Raw genomic sequence first — 18,373 nt, 5'->3', positions numbered from 1 at the left:
AGGGGGGTTCAGGTCAGCGCGTGGGCGCAAGGATCGTGGGGCGGTCGTCGATGCCGCAGACTCCGACAGGCACCCCGTCGGCGATCTGGACGGTGTCGTCGACAGGCGGGGCGGCGTGACGTCCCAGCGTGGGATCGTCGTCGATGGGGCGGTGGTAGACCGATTCGTCGAGATTTCCGGAGCGGCGGGCGACGACCGTCGCGGCGACAGCCGCCGCGGTCACGTTGTTCATCGTGCGAGCCATGTCGACGATTGCGCTGATGGGCAGCGTCAGCACGATGACTTCGAGCGGCAGACCAGCGGCGGTCAGCACCGTCGTCGCAGTGATGGTCGCGGTGCCCGGCACGCCGGCTGTTCCGACCGAGACGAGCAGCCCCAGGAGCACCAGCACGAGGTAGTCGCCGATGCCGTACGAGATGCCGAGGCCGTTGATCGCGAACACGGCAAGCACGATGGGCCACACCCCGGCGCAGCCGGGCATGCCGATCGTGGTGCCGAGCGGTGCGGTGAATCCGGCGATCTCGGACGGTACGCCGAGGCGCTTGGTCAGCAGGCTCGTCGTGACAGGCAGGGTGCCGGCGCTGCTCTGGGTCGTGAACGCCGTCATCTGCGCGGGGTAGATGCGCCGGAAGAACGTGACGGGGTTGACGTCGGCAGCGACGCGCAGCACCACGCCGTTGACGATGAAGGCGTGCACGAAGCAGGCGATGTAGGAGACGACCAGCAGGCTGAGCAGGGCCGTCAGCTGCTCGCGGCGAGCCGTGGCCGCTGCGGCGGCGGTCGCGGTGAGTGCCAGGACCGCGTACGGCGTCAGGCCGATGACGTACCGACGACCTTGTAGACGATCTCGCGGGCGGCTTCGATCAGCGCCAGGAACGGTGCGACCTTCTGCGGCGACCGGTCGGCGATCACCGAGGTGGCGATCGCGACGGCGACGCTGAACACGATGATCGGGATGATGTTGTTCTCGGAGATGTCCTTGACGACGTTGCTGGGGAAGAAGCCGATGAACACGTCGCCGAACGACTTCTTGAGCCGTCGAGCGAACGGGTGTCGACGCCCTGCGTGGCCAGGTCAGCGCCCTTGCCGAGGCCTACCTGCAACGACAGTCCCAAGGTCAGCAGGATCGCGAAGAAGTTGAGCGCGAGCAGCCAGACGACCGAGGAGAGGCCGATCGTGCGGGAGCTTGTCGGTCGATCCGAGCGAGGTGATGCTCGACAGGATCGAGACGATGACCAGCGGCGCGACGATCGTCAGCAGCATGTTGATGTAGACCCGGCCGAGCGGCTGCACGTAGTCGAGGTTGTCCCGGAACACCAGGCCGACGCCGATTCCCAGGAACAGCGCGGCGAACGTCAGCAGGCTGAAGTTCACCCGCAGCCGCCCCATGACGTACAGGCCGGCGAACAGCCCGAGCGTCACGGCCAGCGCCACCAGGTTCCAGGTCTCCACGTGCATGACTCCTTGACTAAAACGTTGTTGTCGACAGGGAAGATCATGGCGGTAAATTTTCAGGTTCTTCGCGCATCTCACCATTCGGACAGGTGTCCGTATCGTGGACGAGATTTGTCACGGGTCCCGCCGAGATGCCAGAGTCGAGCCACGGTCACGAGTACCAGCGCGTCACTGACGCACAGCCCCGGCTTGCTGGTCGGCAACCCTCCTTCGCGGTGGGGTGCTCCGGGTGACGACCGGGTCCATGCCACTCGGCCATGGTCAAACCGCGAACGAAAAGGCTCTGCCCATGTCCTTGCTTCCCCTCGTCGGCGCTGACATCGAAGTCCCCCTGGTCGACGGCACGTACATCCGCAACGTCAACCTCGACGGCGCCGCCAGCGCACCCGCGCTCGTCGCGGTCGCCGAGCGCGTCACCGCCGTGCTGCCGTGGTACGCCAGTGTGCACCGCGGGTCCGGCTATGCCTCGCAGGTCTCGACCGCGCTGTACGAGCAGGCCCGCCGAACCGTCGGCGCCTTCGTCGGCGCCCGCGAGCAGGACGTCACGATCTTCACCCGCAACACCACCGACGCCATCAACCTGCTCGCCTCAGCGGTGCCCGGACGCGTCCTGACCCTCGACATCGAGCACCACGCCAACCTGCTGCCGTGGCAGCGCAGCCTCGGCGGCCACGAGGTCGTCCGCGCCCAGAGCACCGTCGCCGGAACTCTCGCAGCGATCCAGGCGGCGCTGGCCAACCGCCGCTTCGCGCTGCTCGCGATCACCGGCGCCTCCAACGTGACGGGCGAGGCACTGCCGATCGACGCCGTCGTCGACCTCGCCCACCGGTACGGGTGTCGGGTCTTCGTCGACGGCGCCCGGCTTGCTTGCCCACCGCCGCATCTCGCTAGAAGCCTCCGGCGTCGACTACGTCGCGTTCTCCGGGCACAAGGTGTACGCGCCCTTCGGCGCCGGTGCGCTGATCGGCCGCCGCGACTGGCTCGACACCTGCGAGCCGTACGTCGCCGGCGGAGGCGCCGTCGTCCAGGTGACGACCGACAGTGTCGACTGGACCACGGCGCCGGCCCGCCACGAAGGCGGGACGCCCAATCTCGTCGGGGCGGTCGCGCTCGCCGAGGCGACCGAACAGCTGGCGGCGCTGCCAGAAGCGTTGGTGCGTGAGCACGAGGAGACCCTCTTCCACCGACTCGTCGACGGGCTGTCGGGCATCGACGACATCGACGTCGCGCGGGTGTGGAGCGACTCGGCCACCCCGATCGGCGTCGCGACCTTCCGTCTTCGCGGCACCGCTCCTGAGCTCGTCGCAGCCTTCCTCGCCGCCGAGCACGGCGTCTCGCGTGACGGCCGGTTCTGCGCCCACCCGCTGCTCGACCGGCTGGCCTGGGGCGCGGGAGCAGTCCGCGCCAGCATCGGCGTCGGCACCACCATCGAGGACATCGACCGGCTCATCGCTGGCCTCCGCGCCTGGACCTCTGGCGACATCGGCGCCCGCTACGTGCAGGTCGACGGCGTCTGGGTCGTCGACGGCGACACCCGACCCGTGCCGCAGAACCTCGATCTCGCGGCGCTCAGCACGACGCTGTCAGCCTGCGCGTCCTAGCACCTGGGAGACCGTCAGCCGACGACCGTCTCGCCCTTGATCAACGACTTCGCGACGACGGTACGCAGGATGTCGTTGGTGCCCTCGCCGATGCTCATCAGTATCGAGTCACGGTAGAGGCGCTCGATCTCGAACTCGGTCGAGTAGCCGTAGCCGCCGTGCACCTTCATCGAGTCGATCGCCGCCTGCAGGGCCACCTCGGAGCAGAAGATCTTGGCCATGCCGGTGGCGCCGTCGGCGCGGCCGTCGCGCACCGCATCGGCGGCCCAGTAGGCCATGAGGCGCGCGGCCTGCACCTGCGTGCCGAGCTCGCCGAGCTTGAGCTGGATGGCCTGGAAGTTGGCGATCGGCTCGCCGAACGCCTTGCGCTCCTGGGCGTACGACAGGGCCTCCTCGTGGGCGCGCTGCGCGATGCCGACCGAGCGGGCCGCGATGTTGACGCGCCCCCACTCCAGCGCCGACAGCACCTGCTTCATGCCGGTGCCCTCGACGCCGCCGAGCAGCTGGCTCTTGTGGACGCGCACGTTGTCGAGCAGGATCTCGCAAGACTCGGTGCCCTTGTAGCCCAGCTTCGGGATGTCCTTGGTGACCTCGTAGCCGGGGGTGTTGGCATCGACGAGGATGACGCTCATGCCGCGGTGCGCGGGCGAAGCACTCGGATCGGTCTTGACCAGCACCGGCAGCGGATCGCGTACCGCGCGTTGGTGATCCACATCTTGGAGCCGTTGATGACGTAGTGGTCGCCGTCGAGGCGGGCCGTCGTGCGGATGCCCTGCAGGTCGGTGCCCGCATCGGCCTCGGTCAGGCCGATGCCGGTGCGACGCTTGCCCGTCGCGAGGTCGGGCAGGTACATGTCCTTCTGCTCCTGCGTGCCGTGCATCGCGATGAGACGGCACGCCAGCGAGTGGCTGCCGAGGATGCCAGCGATGCCCATCCAGCCGCGCGCGATCTCCTCGAAGACCAGCGCGAAGGAGACCGGATCGAGGTCGAGACCGCCGAACTCCTCGGGCACCGTGATGCCGAACAGGCCCATGTCCGCCATGCCCTTGACGATCTCGGTCGGGTAGCGCCCGGCCTGCTCCCAGTCACGCGCGACCGGGATGATCTCCTTGTCGACGAACAGCCGCAGGAGGGCGCGGAACTCGCGCTGGTCCTCGTTGAGCTGAAATCCATGATCGTTGCCCTTTCTAGAGCGGGGATGTCGAGAGGTGCGGCGTCAGCCGCGGGAGAAGACGGGCAGTGCTCGGCCGTCGGGAAGGTCGAGCCAGTCGACGGTGACGGCGTCGCCGATGGCCCAGTCGTTGCCGCCGGTGAGCCGGGTCAGCACGATCGGCCCTTCGGCCAGTCGGACGCGTGCCACGGTGTACGGAACCTCGACGTCGGGGCGGGGCGCGCGGTGGACGACGGTCGACGCATCCACGACGCCATCACCCGACGTGTCGCGCAGGACGAGGTGCTCCATCGACGAGCACCCGGTGCACATCGCGCGCGGCGGGTGCTGCACGTGATCGCACTGCGTGCACGTCTGCACGGTCAACCGGTGCTCGCGGGTCGCGTCCCCCACCACGGGGCGGTGACGTCGTCGGCCGGAGGAACTTCGGGCAAGCCGTCGATCGACTCCCAAGACGACGGTCGCATGCGTGGACAGGATTCCGCCGGTGCCGTGCGCAACGGCGGTGCGGGCGCCGGCGACCTGACGGTCTCCGGCCTCGCCGCGCGGCTGTCGGACGGCCTCGACGAGCAGCAGGATGCCGAACTGGCCCGGGTGGCAGTAGGACAGCCCGCCGCCCGACGTGTTGAGCGGCAACGCTCCCCGGGCCGGATCGTGCCGTCGGCGATGAAGTCGAGCACCTCGCCGCGTCCGCAGAAGCCCAGGGCCTCGACGCTGGAGAGCTGCCGTGATCGTGAACGAGTCGTAGACCTGCAGCACGTCGACGTCGGCCGGCGTGATCCCCGCGCGGGCGAAGGCGTCACGACCCGAGCCGATCGCACCGGGGGCAGTGAGGTCGTCGACTGCCGTGAACGACGTGTTGGTCGTCCGCTCGCCGTAGCCCAGCACCTCGACGGGCGTGCGCGGCAGGTCGCGGGCGCGTTCGAGCGACGTCAGCACGACCGCTCCGCCGCCGTCGGTCACGAGACAGCAGTCGCCGACCGTCAGCGGGCTCGACAGCATCGTCGACCCGGTGATGTCGGCGGCCGTGATCGAGCCCTTGCCGTAGCGGAACGCCTTCGGGTTGAGCAGCGCCCACTCCCTCGCAGCAACGGCGATCTCGGCGAGCTTGCTCGTGCGTGCCGCCGAACCGGTGCAGGTACTGCTGCATCGCCATCGCGTAGTACGACGCCGGGAACAACATGTCGTAGGGTTCTTCGAACTGGGCCTCGGGAATGTGCGGCTCGTGGACGCCACCCAGCTTGCGTGACCTGGCAGACCGCTGGTTCGACGCGAAGCTGATCACGATCGTCGTGGCCTGGCCGGCGTCGATCGCCTGCGCAGCGCGGGCGATCATCATCTCGTACGCCGATCCACCCGCGAACGTCGAGTCGGTCCACGTCGGCTGGATGGCGAAGTAGTCGGCCAGCTGGGTCGCCGAGAACCGCGAGATACCGGTCGTGGCCAGACCGTCGACGTCGGTCAAGGTCAGACCGGCGTCGGCCAGCGCGCGGGTCACGGCCTGCGCCTGCAACGTCAGGATCGACTTGTCGGTGACGCCGAGATCGGACTCGGCCGCGCCGACGATCGCGACACCCTCACGAGTCTGGCGCTGCGTCACGACACACCGGGCCCGTCGGGCGTGCCCAGCAGGACGACGGCGCGCGCCGGCTTGGCCGCCGGGCGTTCGGGACCGAACGTCGACTCGAGGATCGTCGCGGTCAGCTCGACGACGGCACGCGACTCGTCGAGCTCGGCGATCGTTCCCTCGACGCGCACCGTCTCACCGGCGAACATCAGGTTGCGGAACGTGAACGACAAGCCCCCGCACGAACGACTGCGGGCCGAAGGCGTCCTGGCACAGCTCGACGAAGTAGGCGCCGAACACCTGACCGTCGACGACCGGTGCGGGCACCTTGGCTGCGGCGACGAACTCCGGGTCGTAGTGCAGCCCGTACCAGTCCCAGGTCGCACCGGCGTAGGCCACGATGTCGGGCAGCGTGATCGTTCGCTCGATGCCGGGCAGCGCCTGACCCACGGCCCAGTCGACCCCAGCCGCGTTCATGCCGCTGCTCCGAGGCTCACGAAGATGATGGTCTCGTCGTTGACGGCGATCAGCTCGTCGTCCTGGTTGGTGTAGGTCGCTCGCGAGTGGACGATCAACATGTCGGCGCCCTTTCCGGTCTTCTTCTCCTCCAGCTCATGGATCTCCCACGTCGCGGTGACGACGTCCTCGGGCGCAGCCGCCGCTCGAACGTGTAGGTGTTGCCGCCACGAACTTTGCGCGTGCCGGGGATCTCGATGTCCCACACGTGCCCGGCGTAGCCATCGGGCGCCATGGGCAGGTTGGCGTACTGGTTGGTCTCGGCGATCAGGGTCGGCGGCGCGGTCACGCCCCGCAGGCCCTGCGACCTCGCGAACTCCGGGTCGCTGTACAGCGGGTTGTCGTCGCCGATCGCGATCGCGAAGTAGCGTCCCGAGGCGCCGCCGAAGGCCTCCGGCGCGGTGTAGACCTTGCGCGTGCCCAGCAGCGCCCGAACCTCATCGGTCACCAACGTCATCTCGACTCCTCGGCGGCGGTCTCGGGGGCGGTGGTCTCGGGATACACCGCGGTCGGGAACACCTCGAGCAGGAACTCCGGCCGCAGCAGCCCTTGCAGATGCCGCCGGTCGACGCGGGCCACGGCGGGCTGAGCAGGCGTTCGCGCACACCGGCGACTGCCCGGTAGTCGGGCAGCGCCGACTCGACGCAGTACTCGGTCGTGAACAGGAGGTCCTGCGGTCCGAGCCCGGCGTAGTCGAGCAGGTGCAGGATCGCGCCGTAGGTGGCCTCGGCCTGCGCGCCGATGTCGCCGGGGTGCAGCGCCTGCTGGGTCTCCATGTCGAGGGCCGCGAAGCCCGACATGTAGAGCGTGCGACCGGCCCTGATGCCGGGTGCGTAGGTCAGTGTGTCGTAGCGCGACCAGCCTGGGTTGACCAGCTCGAGCGGATGGGTGGATGCCGTGACGTCGATCGCGACGAGCGACTCGGGATGGTGCAGGCGGCTCATCAGGATGCCGCCGGCACCGGGATAGACGCCCGCGCCGCCGAGGCGTTCCTTGCGGACGCGATGCGTCTTGCGGTAGACCTCGCGGGTCGCCGGCGTGGAGTAGTCGTACGTCGTGACGGCCTGGTCGATCGACATACCGGCCCGGTCCAGCAGATCGGCAGCCTTGTCGAGGCAGTAGGCGTACTGGCTCACGAAGTCGCCGGCGAACACGACGTCGCCGCGCTCGTCGACCGGAACGACGGTGGGCAGGTGCACCGCGCCGTCGGTGCCCTGCTTGACGGCCGATCGCTGCCAGGTGCCGGCCTCACGCGCCTCGCTCGCGACGAGCAGCTCGGTGCCGCCGCCCTTCTTCGCGACGAGCTCGACCTCGAGGAAGGCGGTGCGGCGCACGAGCCGCTCCACGATGATCGTCGAGACGACGGGCTCGTGATCGCCGAAGATCTCCTGGCGGACCGCGACGGCGTCCTCGTACTCGCCGATGCCCGAGACCGTGACGTTCTCGGTGATGCGCACGACGTCCTCGATGCCGAGGCCAGCGCCTTCGAGGATCGTCAGCACCTTGGCGTAGGCGATGCGCGCCTGCTGCTCCATCGTGCCGGAGACCGTCATCTTGCCGACAGCCTCGTCGAACGCCGCGCTGGTGTGACCGGACGTCCAGGCGCTCTCACCCTCGGAGAGGCCCAGGCAGAACGTGAACCCTTCGTACGGGAACCAGGTGAACTTGGGCGTCTTGATCGCGTGCAGGGTCATGCTGTCCTCTTTTGCTGGCTGTGCTCAGTCGCGGTGTGCGCGACGACGGAGAGAAGGTGCTGGAGGTCGGGTCGCGCCGGGAACGAGTCGATCGCGTCGAGGAGCCGGTCGGCACCAGGGCCCACGTTGCCGGTCAGCTTGCGCCGCAGGACCTCGTCCGACAACGGGTTGTCGGGTCCTCCGGCGCTGCGGGACACGATCCCTTCGACCCGTTGACCGTCACGCAGCACGACCGTGACATGACCGGGTGCATCGGCGGCAACGCCGGCCCCCGTCACGACGACGACCACGCGGGCGGCCAGCTGAGCGACCGACTCACGCGCGATGCTGGCGGGGTCGAACGTCTCGAGGGTGATGGCCCCGTCGACGACGAGCGCGGCCGCGCTCCAGGGCAACGAGAACTTCGCGGCGTAGGGGCTGGCTGGCCGGGTCAGGTCGCGGCTCGTGTCGCAGACGACCGAGGCCGAGTCGGGATGCACCCGCGCGGTGATCGACACGACGTCGTCTGCACCGAAGCCGACCTCGTCGAGCGCGTCCTGCAGCGCGTCCAAGGTGACGTGCGACAGCTGGCAGGCCGCATAGGGCTTGATCCCGATGCGGGTCGTCTCCCAGCGGTCACCGAGGCCTTCGACGATGCTCTTCGGGTCGGCCTCGCCTGCAGCCAGCGCGTCGAAGACCCCGTGCGGGCCCTCGAAGACGGTCTCGGGCCCGGTGGCGCCCGCGGCGGCCAGGCGGGCGGCGACGATGCCGGCCTGCGAGGCGAAGCCGGGGTGCAGCTGCTTGGTCGAGGCACCCGTGCCGAGGAAGGCCAGCAGTCCTCCGGCCTGGCTGCCCGCGATACCGAGGGCGTTGACGGTCTGCTCGACGTCGAGATCGGTCAACCGCGCGGCGACGAGCGCCGAGGAGAACACACCGGCGACCATCGTCGCGTGCAGGCCGCGGGCGTGGAACCCGTGGGGGGCGGCGGCCGCGATCCGGCAGGCCGCCTCGTAGCCGACGACGGCGGCCAGCAGCACGTCCTCACCGCTGGCACCGCCCTGCTCGCCGACGGCGAAGGCGGCCGGCAGCACGACGGCCGTGGCGTGGACCAGGCCGCCGGCGTGGGTGTCGTCGAAGTCGAGCGCATGCACCAGCGTCCCGTTGGCAAGCGCTGCCGCCGGCGCCGAGACCTTGGTCGTGGTGCCCAGGATCGTCGCCTCTGCGGGACCGCCCAGCCCGAGCGCGACGTCGACGGCTGGGGCAGCCGAGCCGGAACGGAAACCACCCACCGCGGTGCCGAAGCCGTCGAGCAGGTGCCGCTCGGCGGCGCGGCGAACCGGCGCCGGGACGTCGGTCAGGCCCAGGGCCCAGGTGGCCAGCTCGTGCGCGATCATCGTGCCAAGACCTCGATCATCGAGATGAGCTCGTCCTGCGCCGCCCGGATCTCGGCAGGCGTCATGCCGTGCACAGGTGCGCTGAGCTTGACGGCATCGGCGAGCCCCTCGTACGCGGCGATCCGTTCGGCGACCTGGTCGCGGGTGCCGGCCATCGTCAGGGCATCGACCATCTGGTCGGACACCTCGCTCGCGAGGTAGTCGGCGCCGCGGCCGTCGCGGAACGCGTCGATGACCCGCTGCTGCTCCTCGCCGAGTCCGTGGAACTCGAAGAAGTCGGCGTACGTGCGCACGCTGGCGTAGAAGCCCACGGTGCCGGCCACGTAGCGGCGGGCCGTCGAGAGGTCGTCGTGCACGCCGCAGCAGGCCGAGACCACGACGTCGACGTCCGCCATCGTCTTGCCATCGACCTTGGCGACTCCGGCCTGCAGCTCGCCCAGCACCCGATCGGCCAGGAACCTCGGCGAGCACAGCGTGGCTGATCCAGCCATTGCCGATCTCGCCGGCGAGCCGGGTCATGACGGGGCCCATCGCGGCGAGGTAGATCGGGATGTCGGTGCGCACCTGGTGGAAGGGACGCTCGTAGCCCCGGATGCGCATCGGCTCGAACTCGCCGTCGAGGTCGATGTCGCTGCCGTCGTCGGCGCTGGTCCAGAACTGGCGGACGTTGCGGACGGTCTCGCGCAGGTGCGCAACGGGCTTGCCCCACTGGGCGTTGTGCCACTGCTCGTTGAGCTTCTGCACGCCCGAGCCGATGCCCAGGACGAAGCGGCCGTCCGCGATCTCGTCGATGTCGAGCGCCTCGAGGGCCGTGATCATGGGGCTGCGGGTGAATCCGAGCGCAATGCCCGTGGCGACGCGGGCCGTCGTGGTCGCGCCGGCGACGGCTGCGGCGGTGACGGTCGCGCTGCGGTGCAGCCCTGCACCCACAGCGTCTCCGCGCCTGCGGCCTCGGCCCGACGGCTGACGTCGAGCAGCTGGGCCATGGACTCGCCCCAGGGCTGGAAGGTGATCCGCACGTGACTACTCGCCGTCCAGCGACAGGGGCTTTCTTGCCTTCGGGGAAGATGCCTTCGAGCTGCTCGGCGCCGCGCTTGTAGACGTAGAACATGCGCTTGAACGAGCAGACCTCGTCGCCGTGCTGGTTGAGCGTGCGGGTGCGCACCGTCACGATCCCAGCGTGCGGTCGGCTGGCTGACTCTCGCTTCTCCAGCACGATCGACTCGCTGAAGAGGGTGTCGCCGGCGAACACCGGGTGCGTCATCTTGATGTCGTCCCAGCCGAGGTTGGCGAAGGCGTTCTGGGTCAGGTCGGTGACGCTCTGACCGACGGCGATCGCGACGGTCAGCGTCGAGACGACGAGCGGTTGGTCGAACTCGGACTTCTTGGCGTACTCGGTGTTGAAGTGCATCTGGTTGGTGTTCATCGTCAGCAGCGAGAACCAGGTGTTGTCGGTCTCGGTCACCGTCCGACCCAGCGGGTGCTTGTAGATGTCGCCCACCTCGAAGTCTTCGAAGAAGCGTCCCGTCCAACCAGCCTTGATCGCCATTCGTCTGCCTTCCAGCACCGTGAATTCAAAAACGTATCTGATATATTCTATGGCATTCGACTCGCGGTTGGGCTCGACCCCACGAGAACAAGTGGAAGGGACCCACACGGCATGAGTGGCATCCAGCTCAACATGGCCAACGGCATTCGGGAGTTCGGTCGCAACACCCCCGACAAGATCGCGATCATCGACGGCGAACGGACGTTGACCTTTGCCGACGTGGACGAACGGTCCAACCGGCTGGCCCAGGCGCTGCTGGCGCGCGGCGTCGTCAAGGGCGACACCGTGGCCGTGCTGTCGGGCAACCGCGCCGAGTACTTCGAGATCGCGGCCGGTCTCGCCAAGGCCGGTATCGCGATGGTCCCACTCAACTCCAAGAACAGCCCGAGCGACAACGCGTACATCGTCGAGCACTCCGAGGCACGCGTCCTGCTGCTGGAGGACGAGCTTCGTGACGGTGCGGCCGGCTTCGCGGACGGCCTGGACCTCGTCGTCAGCCTCGACGGGCAGTTCGGCGAGGAGTACGAGTCCTTCCTCGCTGCTGGCGACCCCGTCGACCCGCTCACCCCCGTCGACGAGAACGATCCCTTCTGCATCACGTACACGTCGGGAACCACCGGACGGCCCAAGGGCGTCCTGCTGACCCATCGCGGCCGGGTCCTGACGATCTACTGCGCCGCGATGGAGTACGGCTACGGCCCCACCCGTCACACCGTCGCGGTGGCACCGCTCTACCACGGAGCAGGCTTCGCGTTCAGCTACGGAAACCTCTTCCTCGGCGGCTCCGTCTCGGTGCTCCGCAAGTGGAACCCCCAGGTCTTCCTGCAGATGATGGCCGACGACGGCTGCCACACCGTGTTCCTGGTGCCGACCCACGCACAGCAGATCCGCCGGGTCTGCGAGAACCCGGCGGCGAGCTACGACCTGTCGGCCCTCGACACGCTGTACTTCAACGCCGCGGCGCTGCCGGTCGCGCTCAAGCAGTGGGTCCTCGAAGCCTTCCCCGGAGTCGGCGTGCACGCTGTACGGCTCCACGGAGTGCTCGATCGTGACGAACCTACGTCCCGAGCACGCGCTCGAACGGGCCGGCAGCGTGGGCCACCCGTGGTTCATGAACGAGGTCAAGCCGTCGACGACGACGGCGTCGAGGTCGCCGCCGGGGTGCCCGGCGAGCTGTACGCACGCTCTCCCCTGCTGCTCGGTGGCTACCTCAAGAACGAGCAGGCCACCCAGGAGGGCTACGACGCCGACGGATTCTTCACGGTCGGCGACATCGCAGTCCGCGACGAGCAGGGATTCATCTCGATCGTCGACCGCAAGAAGGACATGATCATCGCCGGCGGGGTCAACATCTTCCCCGCGAGATCGAAGAGGTCGTCGCACGATTCGGGCCCATCGACGACGTCGCCGTCATCGGGGTGCCCGACGAGACCTACGGAGAGCGCGTCGTGGCGTATGTCGTGGCCCGTCCCGGCGAGGCGTGCGACGTCGACCGGCTCGCCGACTTCGTCACGCAGGAGCCGCCAAGTTCAAGGTGCCGCGGGAGTGGTACGTGGTGCCGGAGCTGCCCCGCAACGCCGGAGGAAAGATCCTCAAGCGCGAGATCCGCGACGAGCACGTCGCAGCCGGTCGGGGGCTCACGCTCCACCGGCATCCACCCCGAGGTCCACCCTTCGAGCGCCATCCTCGAGCTGTGGAGCGGGCCGCGATACCGTGGAGCGCCATGCCTACTTCCCCCGCGCCCACTTCCCCCACGCCTGTCTCGGCTGCTGCCATCGACGCCGCGGCCGACCGGGTCGCCCAGATCGCCAACCGCACGACCCTGGAGTTCAACTCCCGGCTGTCACGTGCCACCGGCGCGCAGGTCTGGCTCAAGCGCGAAGACCTGCAGCCCGTCCGCTCGTACAAGATCCGCGGCGCCTACAACTTCATCGTCCAGCTCGACGACGACGCCCGCGATCGCGGCGTCGTGTGCGCCAGCGCCGGCAATCATGCGCAGGGCGTCGCCCTGGCCTGCGACCGGCTCGGCACGCACGGCCGCATCTACGTCCCCGGCACGACGCCGCGCCAGAAGCGCGATCGCATCGCCACCCTCGGCGGCACCAACGTCGAGGTCATCGTCGTCGGCGACTCGTACGAAGATGCCTTCCGGGCCGCTCGCGACGACGCCGAGCGCACCGGCGCGGTCCTGGTACCGGCCTTCGACGACCCCCGGACGATCTGCGGGCAGGGCACGATCGCCCCCGAGATCGTCGAGCAGCTCGGCGGAGCGCCCGATCTCCTCGTGCTGCCCGTCGGCGGCGGCGGACTGGTCGCCGGCATCTCGGCGTGGATGCGCGAACGCTGCCCCGAGACCCGCATCGTCGGCGCCGAGCCGACCGGCGCCCCGTCCATGACGGCTGCTCTCGCGGCCGGACAGCCGACGAGCCTCGCCGAGGTCGATCCATTCGTCGACGGCGCTGCGGTCGGCATCGTCGGCCAGCACACCTTCGAGCAGGTGCACCAGGCCGGCGTCGAGATGATGACCGTCGACGAGGGACACATCTGCACCGAGATGCTGAGCCTGTACCAGTCCGACGGCGTCATTGCCGAGCCCGCCGGAGCGCTGGCCTCGGCCGCGCTGACCGCCGGTCTCGACATCACCCCCGGATCGACCGTCGTGTGCGTCGTCTCCGGCGGCAACAACGACATCAGCCGCTATGGCGAGATCCTCGAGCGCTCCCTGATCCACCAGGGCCTCAAGCACTACTTCCTGGTGAGCTTCCCGCAGGAACCCGGCGCGCTGCGTCGCTTCCTCGACGAGATCCTCGGACCCGATGACGACATCACGCTGTTCGACTACGTCAAGCGCAACAACCGTGAGACGGGTCCGGCGCTGATCGGCGTCGGCGGCCCAGGCCGACGACCTCGCGGGTCTGCTGGCCCGGCTCGAGGACAGCCCCCTGGGTGTCGAGCACGTCGAACCGGGCAGCACGCTGTTCCACTACCTCGTGTAGCTGCTGCTCCAGGCGAAGAACTCCTCGGCCGAGAACACCGGCTTGCCGTACTCGACGGCCTTGCGGGCCTTGCCCGACTGCGTGCCGACCTCGGCGACCACCAGCGCCTCGCACTTGGTCTTGGTCATGTTCTTGACCGGGACCAGGCCGCACGCCGCGGCCAGGGCATCCATCTCCTCGCGCGACAGGATCCGGCCCGACGGCGAGCGCGCCTCGCCGGTGAAGCACACCCGCGCCCCCGGCACGAGCACCTCGTCGATCGCATGCGTCGGGCTCGCGAACACGTCGAGCAGGCCCGTCGTCTCGATGCCCAGCAGCACACCCACCTCGTGGAAGCGATCGACCAGGGTAGGCGGCACACCGGTCGAGCGTGATGCGACCGCCCGGAGTCGTTCGGCTGCCAGGAGCCGCAGTCCCTCGTCATGTGCGCCGTCACCGGTCGGCCGGACCGAGGCCCGCACCTCGTCGGCCGTCATCCCGTCGAGCAGTGCGGCACTCAGCTACGGCTGATGTCCAGCAACGCCGACAGGACCGGAAGGTGCACCGAGCTGGGCGGGCTCGCCTGCGGATCACGCGTCAGCAGGTACGCCGATCCAGCGTCGAGCACGTCGGCTGCCTCGAACGCTGTCGCGCCACCGTCCTGCACGCCCAGACGGGCGTGAGCCGCGAGGGCCGCCTGCGCCCGTTGCAACGCTGTCCCTGCCAGCAGCCCCTGCCGCTCCTCGCCGTTCAGGTCCTGCGGCCGCAGGTCGATCCCCATCGGCAGGGTGTCGACCCGACCGAGCCGCTTGAGCTCGAAGTCGACCAGCCCCAAGCCGTGGTCGGTCGCCACACCCACCGGCGTCGCTCCCTCCAGCACCGGAGCCAGCACCGTCCACGCCTCGGCCAGGGTCGGCGCGAGCAGCACGTCGTCCACCGCGATGCCATAGGCCTCACGGGCACTCGCCAGGTCGCGCTGCGGGTTGACCAGGGTGCTGATCGAGGTGCCGTCCTCGAAGGCGACCGCGATCTCCACCGGTCGGGGCCTCGACAGGCGTCCCTCGTCGCCGACCGTCACCATGCCGATCGCGCAGTGCCGTCGGACGCCCGACTCCGACGTCGACTCCCGCAGGAACCGCAGGATCCGCCGATCGGTCCGCAGGTCCTTCGGCAGCACCGGCCGGGTCAGCACGAGTCCTGCCAGCGACGTGCACCGGCTGAGCGCGACGTACACCTGCCCGAAGTCGAAGGCCCCACCGCTCAGGTCGACGACCAGCCGGTCGAGCGTCTGCCCCTGGCTCTTGTGGATCGTGATGGCCCAGGCGAGCTTGAATGGCAGCTGGGTGTACGAACCGATGACCTCGTGCCGCAGCGCCCCGCCCTCGACGACCGGGCGGGTCGCCTCCCAGGTGTGGGCGCCGACGTCGGCGACCGAGCGTCCCGGAACTCGATCGACGCCACCAGCCCGTGCTCGCGATGCGTGACCGCGATGATCCGGCCGAGGGTGCCGTTGACCCACCGTTCGGACTGGTCGTTGCTCAGCATCATGACCTGGGCGCCGACCTTGAACGTCAGCTTGTCGTCGGCGGCCGCGTCGAACAGGCTGAGGTCGCCGAGCCGTTCGGCGAAGTGGGTGAACTCCTGCCCCTCGAGCCGTTCGAGCCGTTGCCGGTTGCGGGCCGTGACGATCGTGTTGGTGGGTGCCAGCGTCAACCAGAACTCGTCGTCGGGAGGCACGAAGTCACGATCGGTCCGTGCGTTGAGCTCCTGCTGGGCGCTGTCGAGCAGCACTCCTTCGCGCACGGCGTTGAGCAGCGAGGTCAGCCGCTGGTCGCCGAGCTGGCGAAACACCGTGGTCAGCGCGACGGTCGGAAAGTCTTCGCGCCGGGTACCAGTCGGCCGAGAAGAAATACGGCGTGTCGTACCGGGTCGTGAAGTACTCGGACTCCCCCGTCGTGACGACGGGCGGGAGCTGCAGCAGGTCACCGACCAGCACGATCTGGACTCCCCCGAATGGGGTCCCCGGGGTGCGGCCCGAACCGTTCCAGGGCCGCGGTCAGCATGTCGAAGAGATCGGCCCGCACCATCGAGGCCTCGTCGATGATGAGCGTCTGCAGCGAGCGCAGCGCCTTGGCGAACCGCTGCGGCTTGTACCCACCGCTGCGCACGTCGTCGAGGGTCGTGGTCGCGATGAAGCTGAACAACCGGTGGATCGTGTAGCCGCCGACGTTGAGCGCGGCGATACCGGTCGGCGCCGCCACGAGCACCCGGCGGTCACCGCACTCGTCCAAGAAGTGCCGGATCAGCGTCGACTTGCCGGTGCCGGCCTTGCCGGTCAGGAAGAGGTTGTCGCCCGACTCGAGGATCGCCAGCGCCCGCTCGAGCCGTCGGTGAGCACAAACCCAGGCTCGACGTCCACCGCAGCAACCACCGCCCCCACCCTACCAACGCTGACGAGGCCCTTATGGCCCCTCGACGAGGTACTTGCCGCCCTGGGCTGGGGCAGCAACCACCTCCTCGCGGGGCGGTAACTACCTCGTCAGGGTTAGGAGGTTAGGAGGTGGGGGTGAGGGTCAGGGAGGTGAGGGCCTGGGTCGTCTCGGGGCCGAGACCCAGGCGCCGCACCTCGCGCAGATCGATGCTGGTGTCGACGTCCTGCCGAACCCGTGGGTCGACGTCGGGCACCGCCTGCGCACCGTCCTCGGCGTGCCGGGCGGCAGATCCGCGACCGTAGAACGGTCGCAGCCGGGCAGGATCCCGCGCCCAGGCCAAGGTCGTCCCGTGCCCGGTCATGTCGGGGACGAAGGCGACCTCGTGCCGGCTCAGCCGGTCGATCGCCTCGTCCAACGTCTGCGACGTCAGTGCCGCGAGATCGGCGGGCACCACGACGACCGGATCGCCCGGACGTCGCGCCATGGCCCAGCGACGACCCGAGTCGAGCGCGACGTTGAGCATGTCTCGCGACAGCATCGGCCGATCGGTCAGCAGCACCGCCCCCCAGCCTGCGCGCGACCGCGCCGAGCTCAGGTTCGGCCGTCACGATGACGAGCTGGCCGACCCGCGACGAGGCGGCCACCTGCTCCAGCACGTCGAGCGCGAACGCCCGCGCAAAGCCGGGGCGACTGGCCTCGCCGACGTTGAGCCGCGATTTCGACAGACCCCACGGCTTGATCGGGACGATCGCGGTCGCATTGATGCGCTCTGGACTCATGCCCTCAGCACTCATGCGACTGCCTCCCGGACCTGACCGTAGAGCGTCGTGCGCTGCCGGGCCGGTCGACCTGCGGCCGCCGCCATCGCCTCGAGCTCTTCGCGCTCCTTGCGCGAGCCGTTCTGCGATCCGGCCATCCGGCTGATGGTCTCCTCCATCAGGGTGCCGCCGAGGTCGTTGACCCCACCGGCGAGCACCTGGCCCAGCTGCTCGGGGCCCAGCTTGACCCACGACGTCTGGATGTTGTCGATCAGCCCGTGCAGCATGATGCGGGCCAAGGCATGGACCGCGCGGGTTGTCCCGCACGCTCGGCCCGGGGCGGGCCACCCCGGCCAGGTAGATGGGGCTGGACTGGTGCACGAACGGCAACGGCACGAACTCGGTGAAACCACCGGTGTCCTTCTGGACGTTCGCGATGGTCTGCAGGTGCGTGACCCAGTGACCCGGATGATCGACGTGGCCGTACATCATGGTCGACGTCGTCGGCAGGCCCACGCGGTGCGCCGTCGTGACGACCTCGATCCACTGGCTGGTCGGCAGCTTGCCCTTCGTCAGCACCCACCGGACGTCGTCGTCGAGGATCTCGGCGGCCGTGCCGGGCAGCGAGTCGACCCCCGCCTCCTTCAGCTCGGTCAGGAAGTCGGCGATCGACAGGCCCGTGCGGGTCACCCCGTTCATGACCTCCATGGGGCTGAACGCGTGCACGTGAAGCGAGGGCTCGGCGGTCTTGATCGCCCGGGCCAGGTCGAAGTAGGCGGTGCCGGGCATCTCGGGATCGATGCCGCCCTGCACGCAGACCTCGGTCGCACCGACCTCGACGGCCTCGTGTGCCCGGCTCGCGATCTCGTCGAGAGACAACGAGTACGCGTCAGCGTCGGTCTTGCGCTGCGCGAAGGCGCAGAACCGGCAACCCGTGTAACAGATGTTGGTGAAGTTGATGTTGCGGTTGACGATGTAGGTGACGGTGTCTCCCACGGCGTCGCGGCGCAGGTCGTCGGCCAGCCGGGTGACGGCCTCCAGCGCCGGCCCCTCGGCCGCAGTCATCAGGGTCGTCGCATGCTCGGTCGACAGCCCCGAGGGATTCAGCTCGGCTGCCCGCAGCGCCGCCGCGACGTCTGCGCAGCCGTTCGGGGCGGGCATCGGCGGAGACCTTCTCGCGCAACGCACCCCAGTCGCCGTAGACGTCCTCGAAGTCGCTGCGGCGGTCGCCGGTACGTCCTTCGGTGTCGACCGCAGTGTGCAGGTCGGCACGTCCGGTCGT

General features: G+C 69.2%; 17 protein-coding genes, 6 pseudogenes and 1 riboswitch. Of the genes and pseudogenes, 5 read left to right on the top strand and 18 right to left on the bottom strand.

Annotation, left to right across the window (positions count from 1 at the left end; translation table 11 throughout):
- Window positions 1-13 precede the first annotated feature (13 nt).
- Window positions 14-1,389 (bottom strand): annotated as a pseudogene (locus ACHMWU_RS09320) (dicarboxylate/amino acid:cation symporter).
- A gap of 215 nt (window positions 1,390-1,604) precedes the next feature.
- Window positions 1,605-1,729, top strand: a riboswitch (SAM riboswitch).
- Here ACHMWU_RS09320 and ACHMWU_RS09315 point away from each other — a divergent pair.
- Window positions 1,700-2,257: pseudogene (locus ACHMWU_RS09315) on the top strand (aminotransferase class V-fold PLP-dependent enzyme); the annotation flags it as partial. (Overlaps the previous riboswitch by 30 nt.)
- A gap of 61 nt (window positions 2,258-2,318) precedes the next feature.
- Window positions 2,319-3,056: an aminotransferase class V-fold PLP-dependent enzyme gene (locus ACHMWU_RS09310; RefSeq protein WP_396043148.1), complete on the top strand. Its 738-nt coding sequence runs from the start codon at window positions 2,319-2,321 to the stop codon at window positions 3,054-3,056.
- Window positions 3,057-3,070: 14 nt separating this feature from the next.
- Here ACHMWU_RS09310 and ACHMWU_RS09305 read toward each other — a convergent pair whose 3' ends face one another.
- From ACHMWU_RS09305 to ACHMWU_RS09250, 12 genes and pseudogenes are all read right to left on the bottom strand, one after another.
- Window positions 3,071-3,688, bottom strand: coding sequence for an acyl-CoA dehydrogenase family protein (locus ACHMWU_RS09305; protein ID WP_396043146.1), 618 nt, complete (start codon window positions 3,686-3,688; stop codon window positions 3,071-3,073).
- Entirely contained in the window at window positions 3,685-4,158 is a 474-nt protein-coding gene (locus tag ACHMWU_RS09300; RefSeq protein ID WP_396046602.1) for an acyl-CoA dehydrogenase family protein, read from the bottom strand. The genes ACHMWU_RS09305 and ACHMWU_RS09300 overlap by 4 nt, the downstream gene beginning before the upstream one ends.
- Before the next feature lie 114 nt (window positions 4,159-4,272).
- Entirely contained in the window at window positions 4,273-5,115 is an 843-nt protein-coding gene (locus ACHMWU_RS09295; protein ID WP_396046600.1) for a thiolase C-terminal domain-containing protein, read from the bottom strand.
- On the bottom strand, window positions 5,027-5,827 hold the full coding sequence (locus ACHMWU_RS09290; RefSeq protein WP_396043144.1) for a hypothetical protein: 801 nt from the start codon (window positions 5,825-5,827) through the stop codon (window positions 5,027-5,029). Before ACHMWU_RS09290 ends, ACHMWU_RS09295 begins: the two co-directional genes overlap by 89 nt.
- Window positions 5,824-6,003: a hypothetical protein gene (locus ACHMWU_RS09285; protein ID WP_396043142.1), complete on the bottom strand. Its 180-nt coding sequence runs from the start codon at window positions 6,001-6,003 to the stop codon at window positions 5,824-5,826. The genes ACHMWU_RS09290 and ACHMWU_RS09285 overlap by 4 nt, the downstream gene beginning before the upstream one ends.
- Window positions 5,990-6,271, bottom strand: a complete 282-nt coding sequence (locus ACHMWU_RS09280) for a MaoC/PaaZ C-terminal domain-containing protein (RefSeq protein ID WP_396043140.1) — start codon at window positions 6,269-6,271, stop codon at window positions 5,990-5,992. The genes ACHMWU_RS09285 and ACHMWU_RS09280 overlap by 14 nt, the downstream gene beginning before the upstream one ends.
- Window positions 6,272-6,365: 94 nt before the next feature.
- On the bottom strand, window positions 6,366-6,767 hold the full coding sequence (locus ACHMWU_RS09275) for a MaoC family dehydratase N-terminal domain-containing protein (RefSeq protein WP_396043138.1): 402 nt from the start codon (window positions 6,765-6,767) through the stop codon (window positions 6,366-6,368).
- Entirely contained in the window at window positions 6,748-8,004 is a 1,257-nt protein-coding gene (locus ACHMWU_RS09270; protein WP_396043136.1) for a RidA family protein, read from the bottom strand. Before ACHMWU_RS09270 ends, ACHMWU_RS09275 begins: the two co-directional genes overlap by 20 nt.
- Complete coding sequence (locus ACHMWU_RS09265) at window positions 8,001-9,377, bottom strand: MmgE/PrpD family protein (protein WP_396046598.1); 1,377 nt, start codon at window positions 9,375-9,377, stop codon at window positions 8,001-8,003. Before ACHMWU_RS09265 ends, ACHMWU_RS09270 begins: the two co-directional genes overlap by 4 nt.
- Complete coding sequence (locus tag ACHMWU_RS09260) at window positions 9,374-9,868, bottom strand: LLM class flavin-dependent oxidoreductase (RefSeq protein WP_396046596.1); 495 nt, start codon at window positions 9,866-9,868, stop codon at window positions 9,374-9,376. The genes ACHMWU_RS09265 and ACHMWU_RS09260 overlap by 4 nt, the downstream gene beginning before the upstream one ends.
- 37 nt (window positions 9,869-9,905) lie before the next feature.
- A pseudogene (locus ACHMWU_RS09255) lies at window positions 9,906-10,307 on the bottom strand (LLM class flavin-dependent oxidoreductase); the annotation flags it as partial.
- A 202-nt stretch (window positions 10,308-10,509) separates the two neighbouring features.
- Window positions 10,510-10,926: pseudogene (locus tag ACHMWU_RS09250) on the bottom strand (MaoC family dehydratase); the annotation flags it as partial.
- 111 nt (window positions 10,927-11,037) lie between these two features.
- Here ACHMWU_RS09250 and ACHMWU_RS09245 point away from each other — a divergent pair.
- The 3 genes and pseudogenes from ACHMWU_RS09245 to ilvA form a co-directional block, all read left to right on the top strand.
- A pseudogene (locus tag ACHMWU_RS09245) lies at window positions 11,038-12,078 on the top strand (class I adenylate-forming enzyme family protein); the annotation flags it as partial.
- Entirely contained in the window at window positions 11,975-12,256 is a 282-nt protein-coding gene (locus ACHMWU_RS09240; RefSeq protein ID WP_396043134.1) for a hypothetical protein, read from the top strand. The pseudogene ACHMWU_RS09245 and the gene ACHMWU_RS09240, both read left to right, overlap by 104 nt.
- Before the next feature lie 150 nt (window positions 12,257-12,406).
- Window positions 12,407-14,296 (top strand): threonine ammonia-lyase IlvA, encoded by a 1,890-nt coding sequence (ilvA, locus tag ACHMWU_RS09235; protein WP_396043132.1) that lies wholly within the window; start codon window positions 12,407-12,409, stop codon window positions 14,294-14,296.
- A gap of 122 nt (window positions 14,297-14,418) precedes the next feature.
- Here ilvA and ACHMWU_RS09230 read toward each other — a convergent pair whose 3' ends face one another.
- From ACHMWU_RS09230 to ACHMWU_RS09210, 5 genes and pseudogenes are all read right to left on the bottom strand, one after another.
- On the bottom strand, window positions 14,419-15,135 hold the full coding sequence (locus ACHMWU_RS09230) for a hypothetical protein (protein ID WP_396043130.1): 717 nt from the start codon (window positions 15,133-15,135) through the stop codon (window positions 14,419-14,421).
- Between the two features lie 26 nt (window positions 15,136-15,161).
- Window positions 15,162-15,752: a hypothetical protein gene (locus tag ACHMWU_RS09225; RefSeq protein WP_396043128.1), complete on the bottom strand. Its 591-nt coding sequence runs from the start codon at window positions 15,750-15,752 to the stop codon at window positions 15,162-15,164.
- A 131-nt stretch (window positions 15,753-15,883) separates the two neighbouring features.
- Window positions 15,884-16,267 carry an AAA family ATPase gene (locus ACHMWU_RS09220; protein ID WP_396046594.1) on the bottom strand — a complete coding sequence of 128 codons (384 nt, stop codon included), beginning with the start codon at window positions 16,265-16,267 and terminating at the stop codon, window positions 15,884-15,886.
- Between the two features lie 856 nt (window positions 16,268-17,123).
- Complete coding sequence (locus ACHMWU_RS09215) at window positions 17,124-17,378, bottom strand: hypothetical protein (RefSeq protein WP_396046592.1); 255 nt, start codon at window positions 17,376-17,378, stop codon at window positions 17,124-17,126.
- Between the two features lie 88 nt (window positions 17,379-17,466).
- Window positions 17,467-18,156, bottom strand: a pseudogene (locus ACHMWU_RS09210) (CofH family radical SAM protein); the annotation flags it as partial.
- Between the last annotated feature and the right edge of the window lie 217 nt (window positions 18,157-18,373).

Source organism: Aeromicrobium sp. UC242_57, assembly GCF_044452305.1.
Classification (GTDB): Bacteria; Actinomycetota; Actinomycetes; order Propionibacteriales; family Nocardioidaceae; genus Aeromicrobium.
This window is presented reverse-complemented; position numbering and strand designations above follow the sequence as displayed.

Excerpts from the sequence above, each read along its gene's own strand:
- ACHMWU_RS09285 (WP_396043142.1), bottom strand. The coding sequence starts at position 6,003 with ATGTTCGCCGGTGAGACGGTGCGCGTCGAGGGAACGATCGCCGAGCTC.
- ACHMWU_RS09270 (WP_396043136.1), bottom strand. The coding sequence starts at position 8,004 with ATGACCCTGCACGCGATCAAGACGCCCAAGTTCACCTGGTTCCCGTAC.
- ACHMWU_RS09305 (WP_396043146.1), bottom strand. The coding sequence starts at position 3,688 with ATGAGCGTCATCCTCGTCGATGCCAACACCCCCGGCTACGAGGTCACC.
- ACHMWU_RS09215 (WP_396046592.1), bottom strand. The coding sequence starts at position 17,378 with ATGCTGCACGGGCTGATCGACAACATCCAGACGTCGTGGGTCAAGCTG.
- ACHMWU_RS09275 (WP_396043138.1), bottom strand. The coding sequence starts at position 6,767 with ATGACGTTGGTGACCGATGAGGTTCGGGCGCTGCTGGGCACGCGCAAG.
- ACHMWU_RS09260 (WP_396046596.1), bottom strand. The coding sequence starts at position 9,868 with ATGGCTGGATCAGCCACGCTGTGCTCGCCGAGGTTCCTGGCCGATCGG.
- ACHMWU_RS09265 (WP_396046598.1), bottom strand. The coding sequence starts at position 9,377 with ATGATCGCGCACGAGCTGGCCACCTGGGCCCTGGGCCTGACCGACGTC.
- ACHMWU_RS09280 (WP_396043140.1), bottom strand. The coding sequence starts at position 6,271 with ATGAACGCGGCTGGGGTCGACTGGGCCGTGGGTCAGGCGCTGCCCGGC.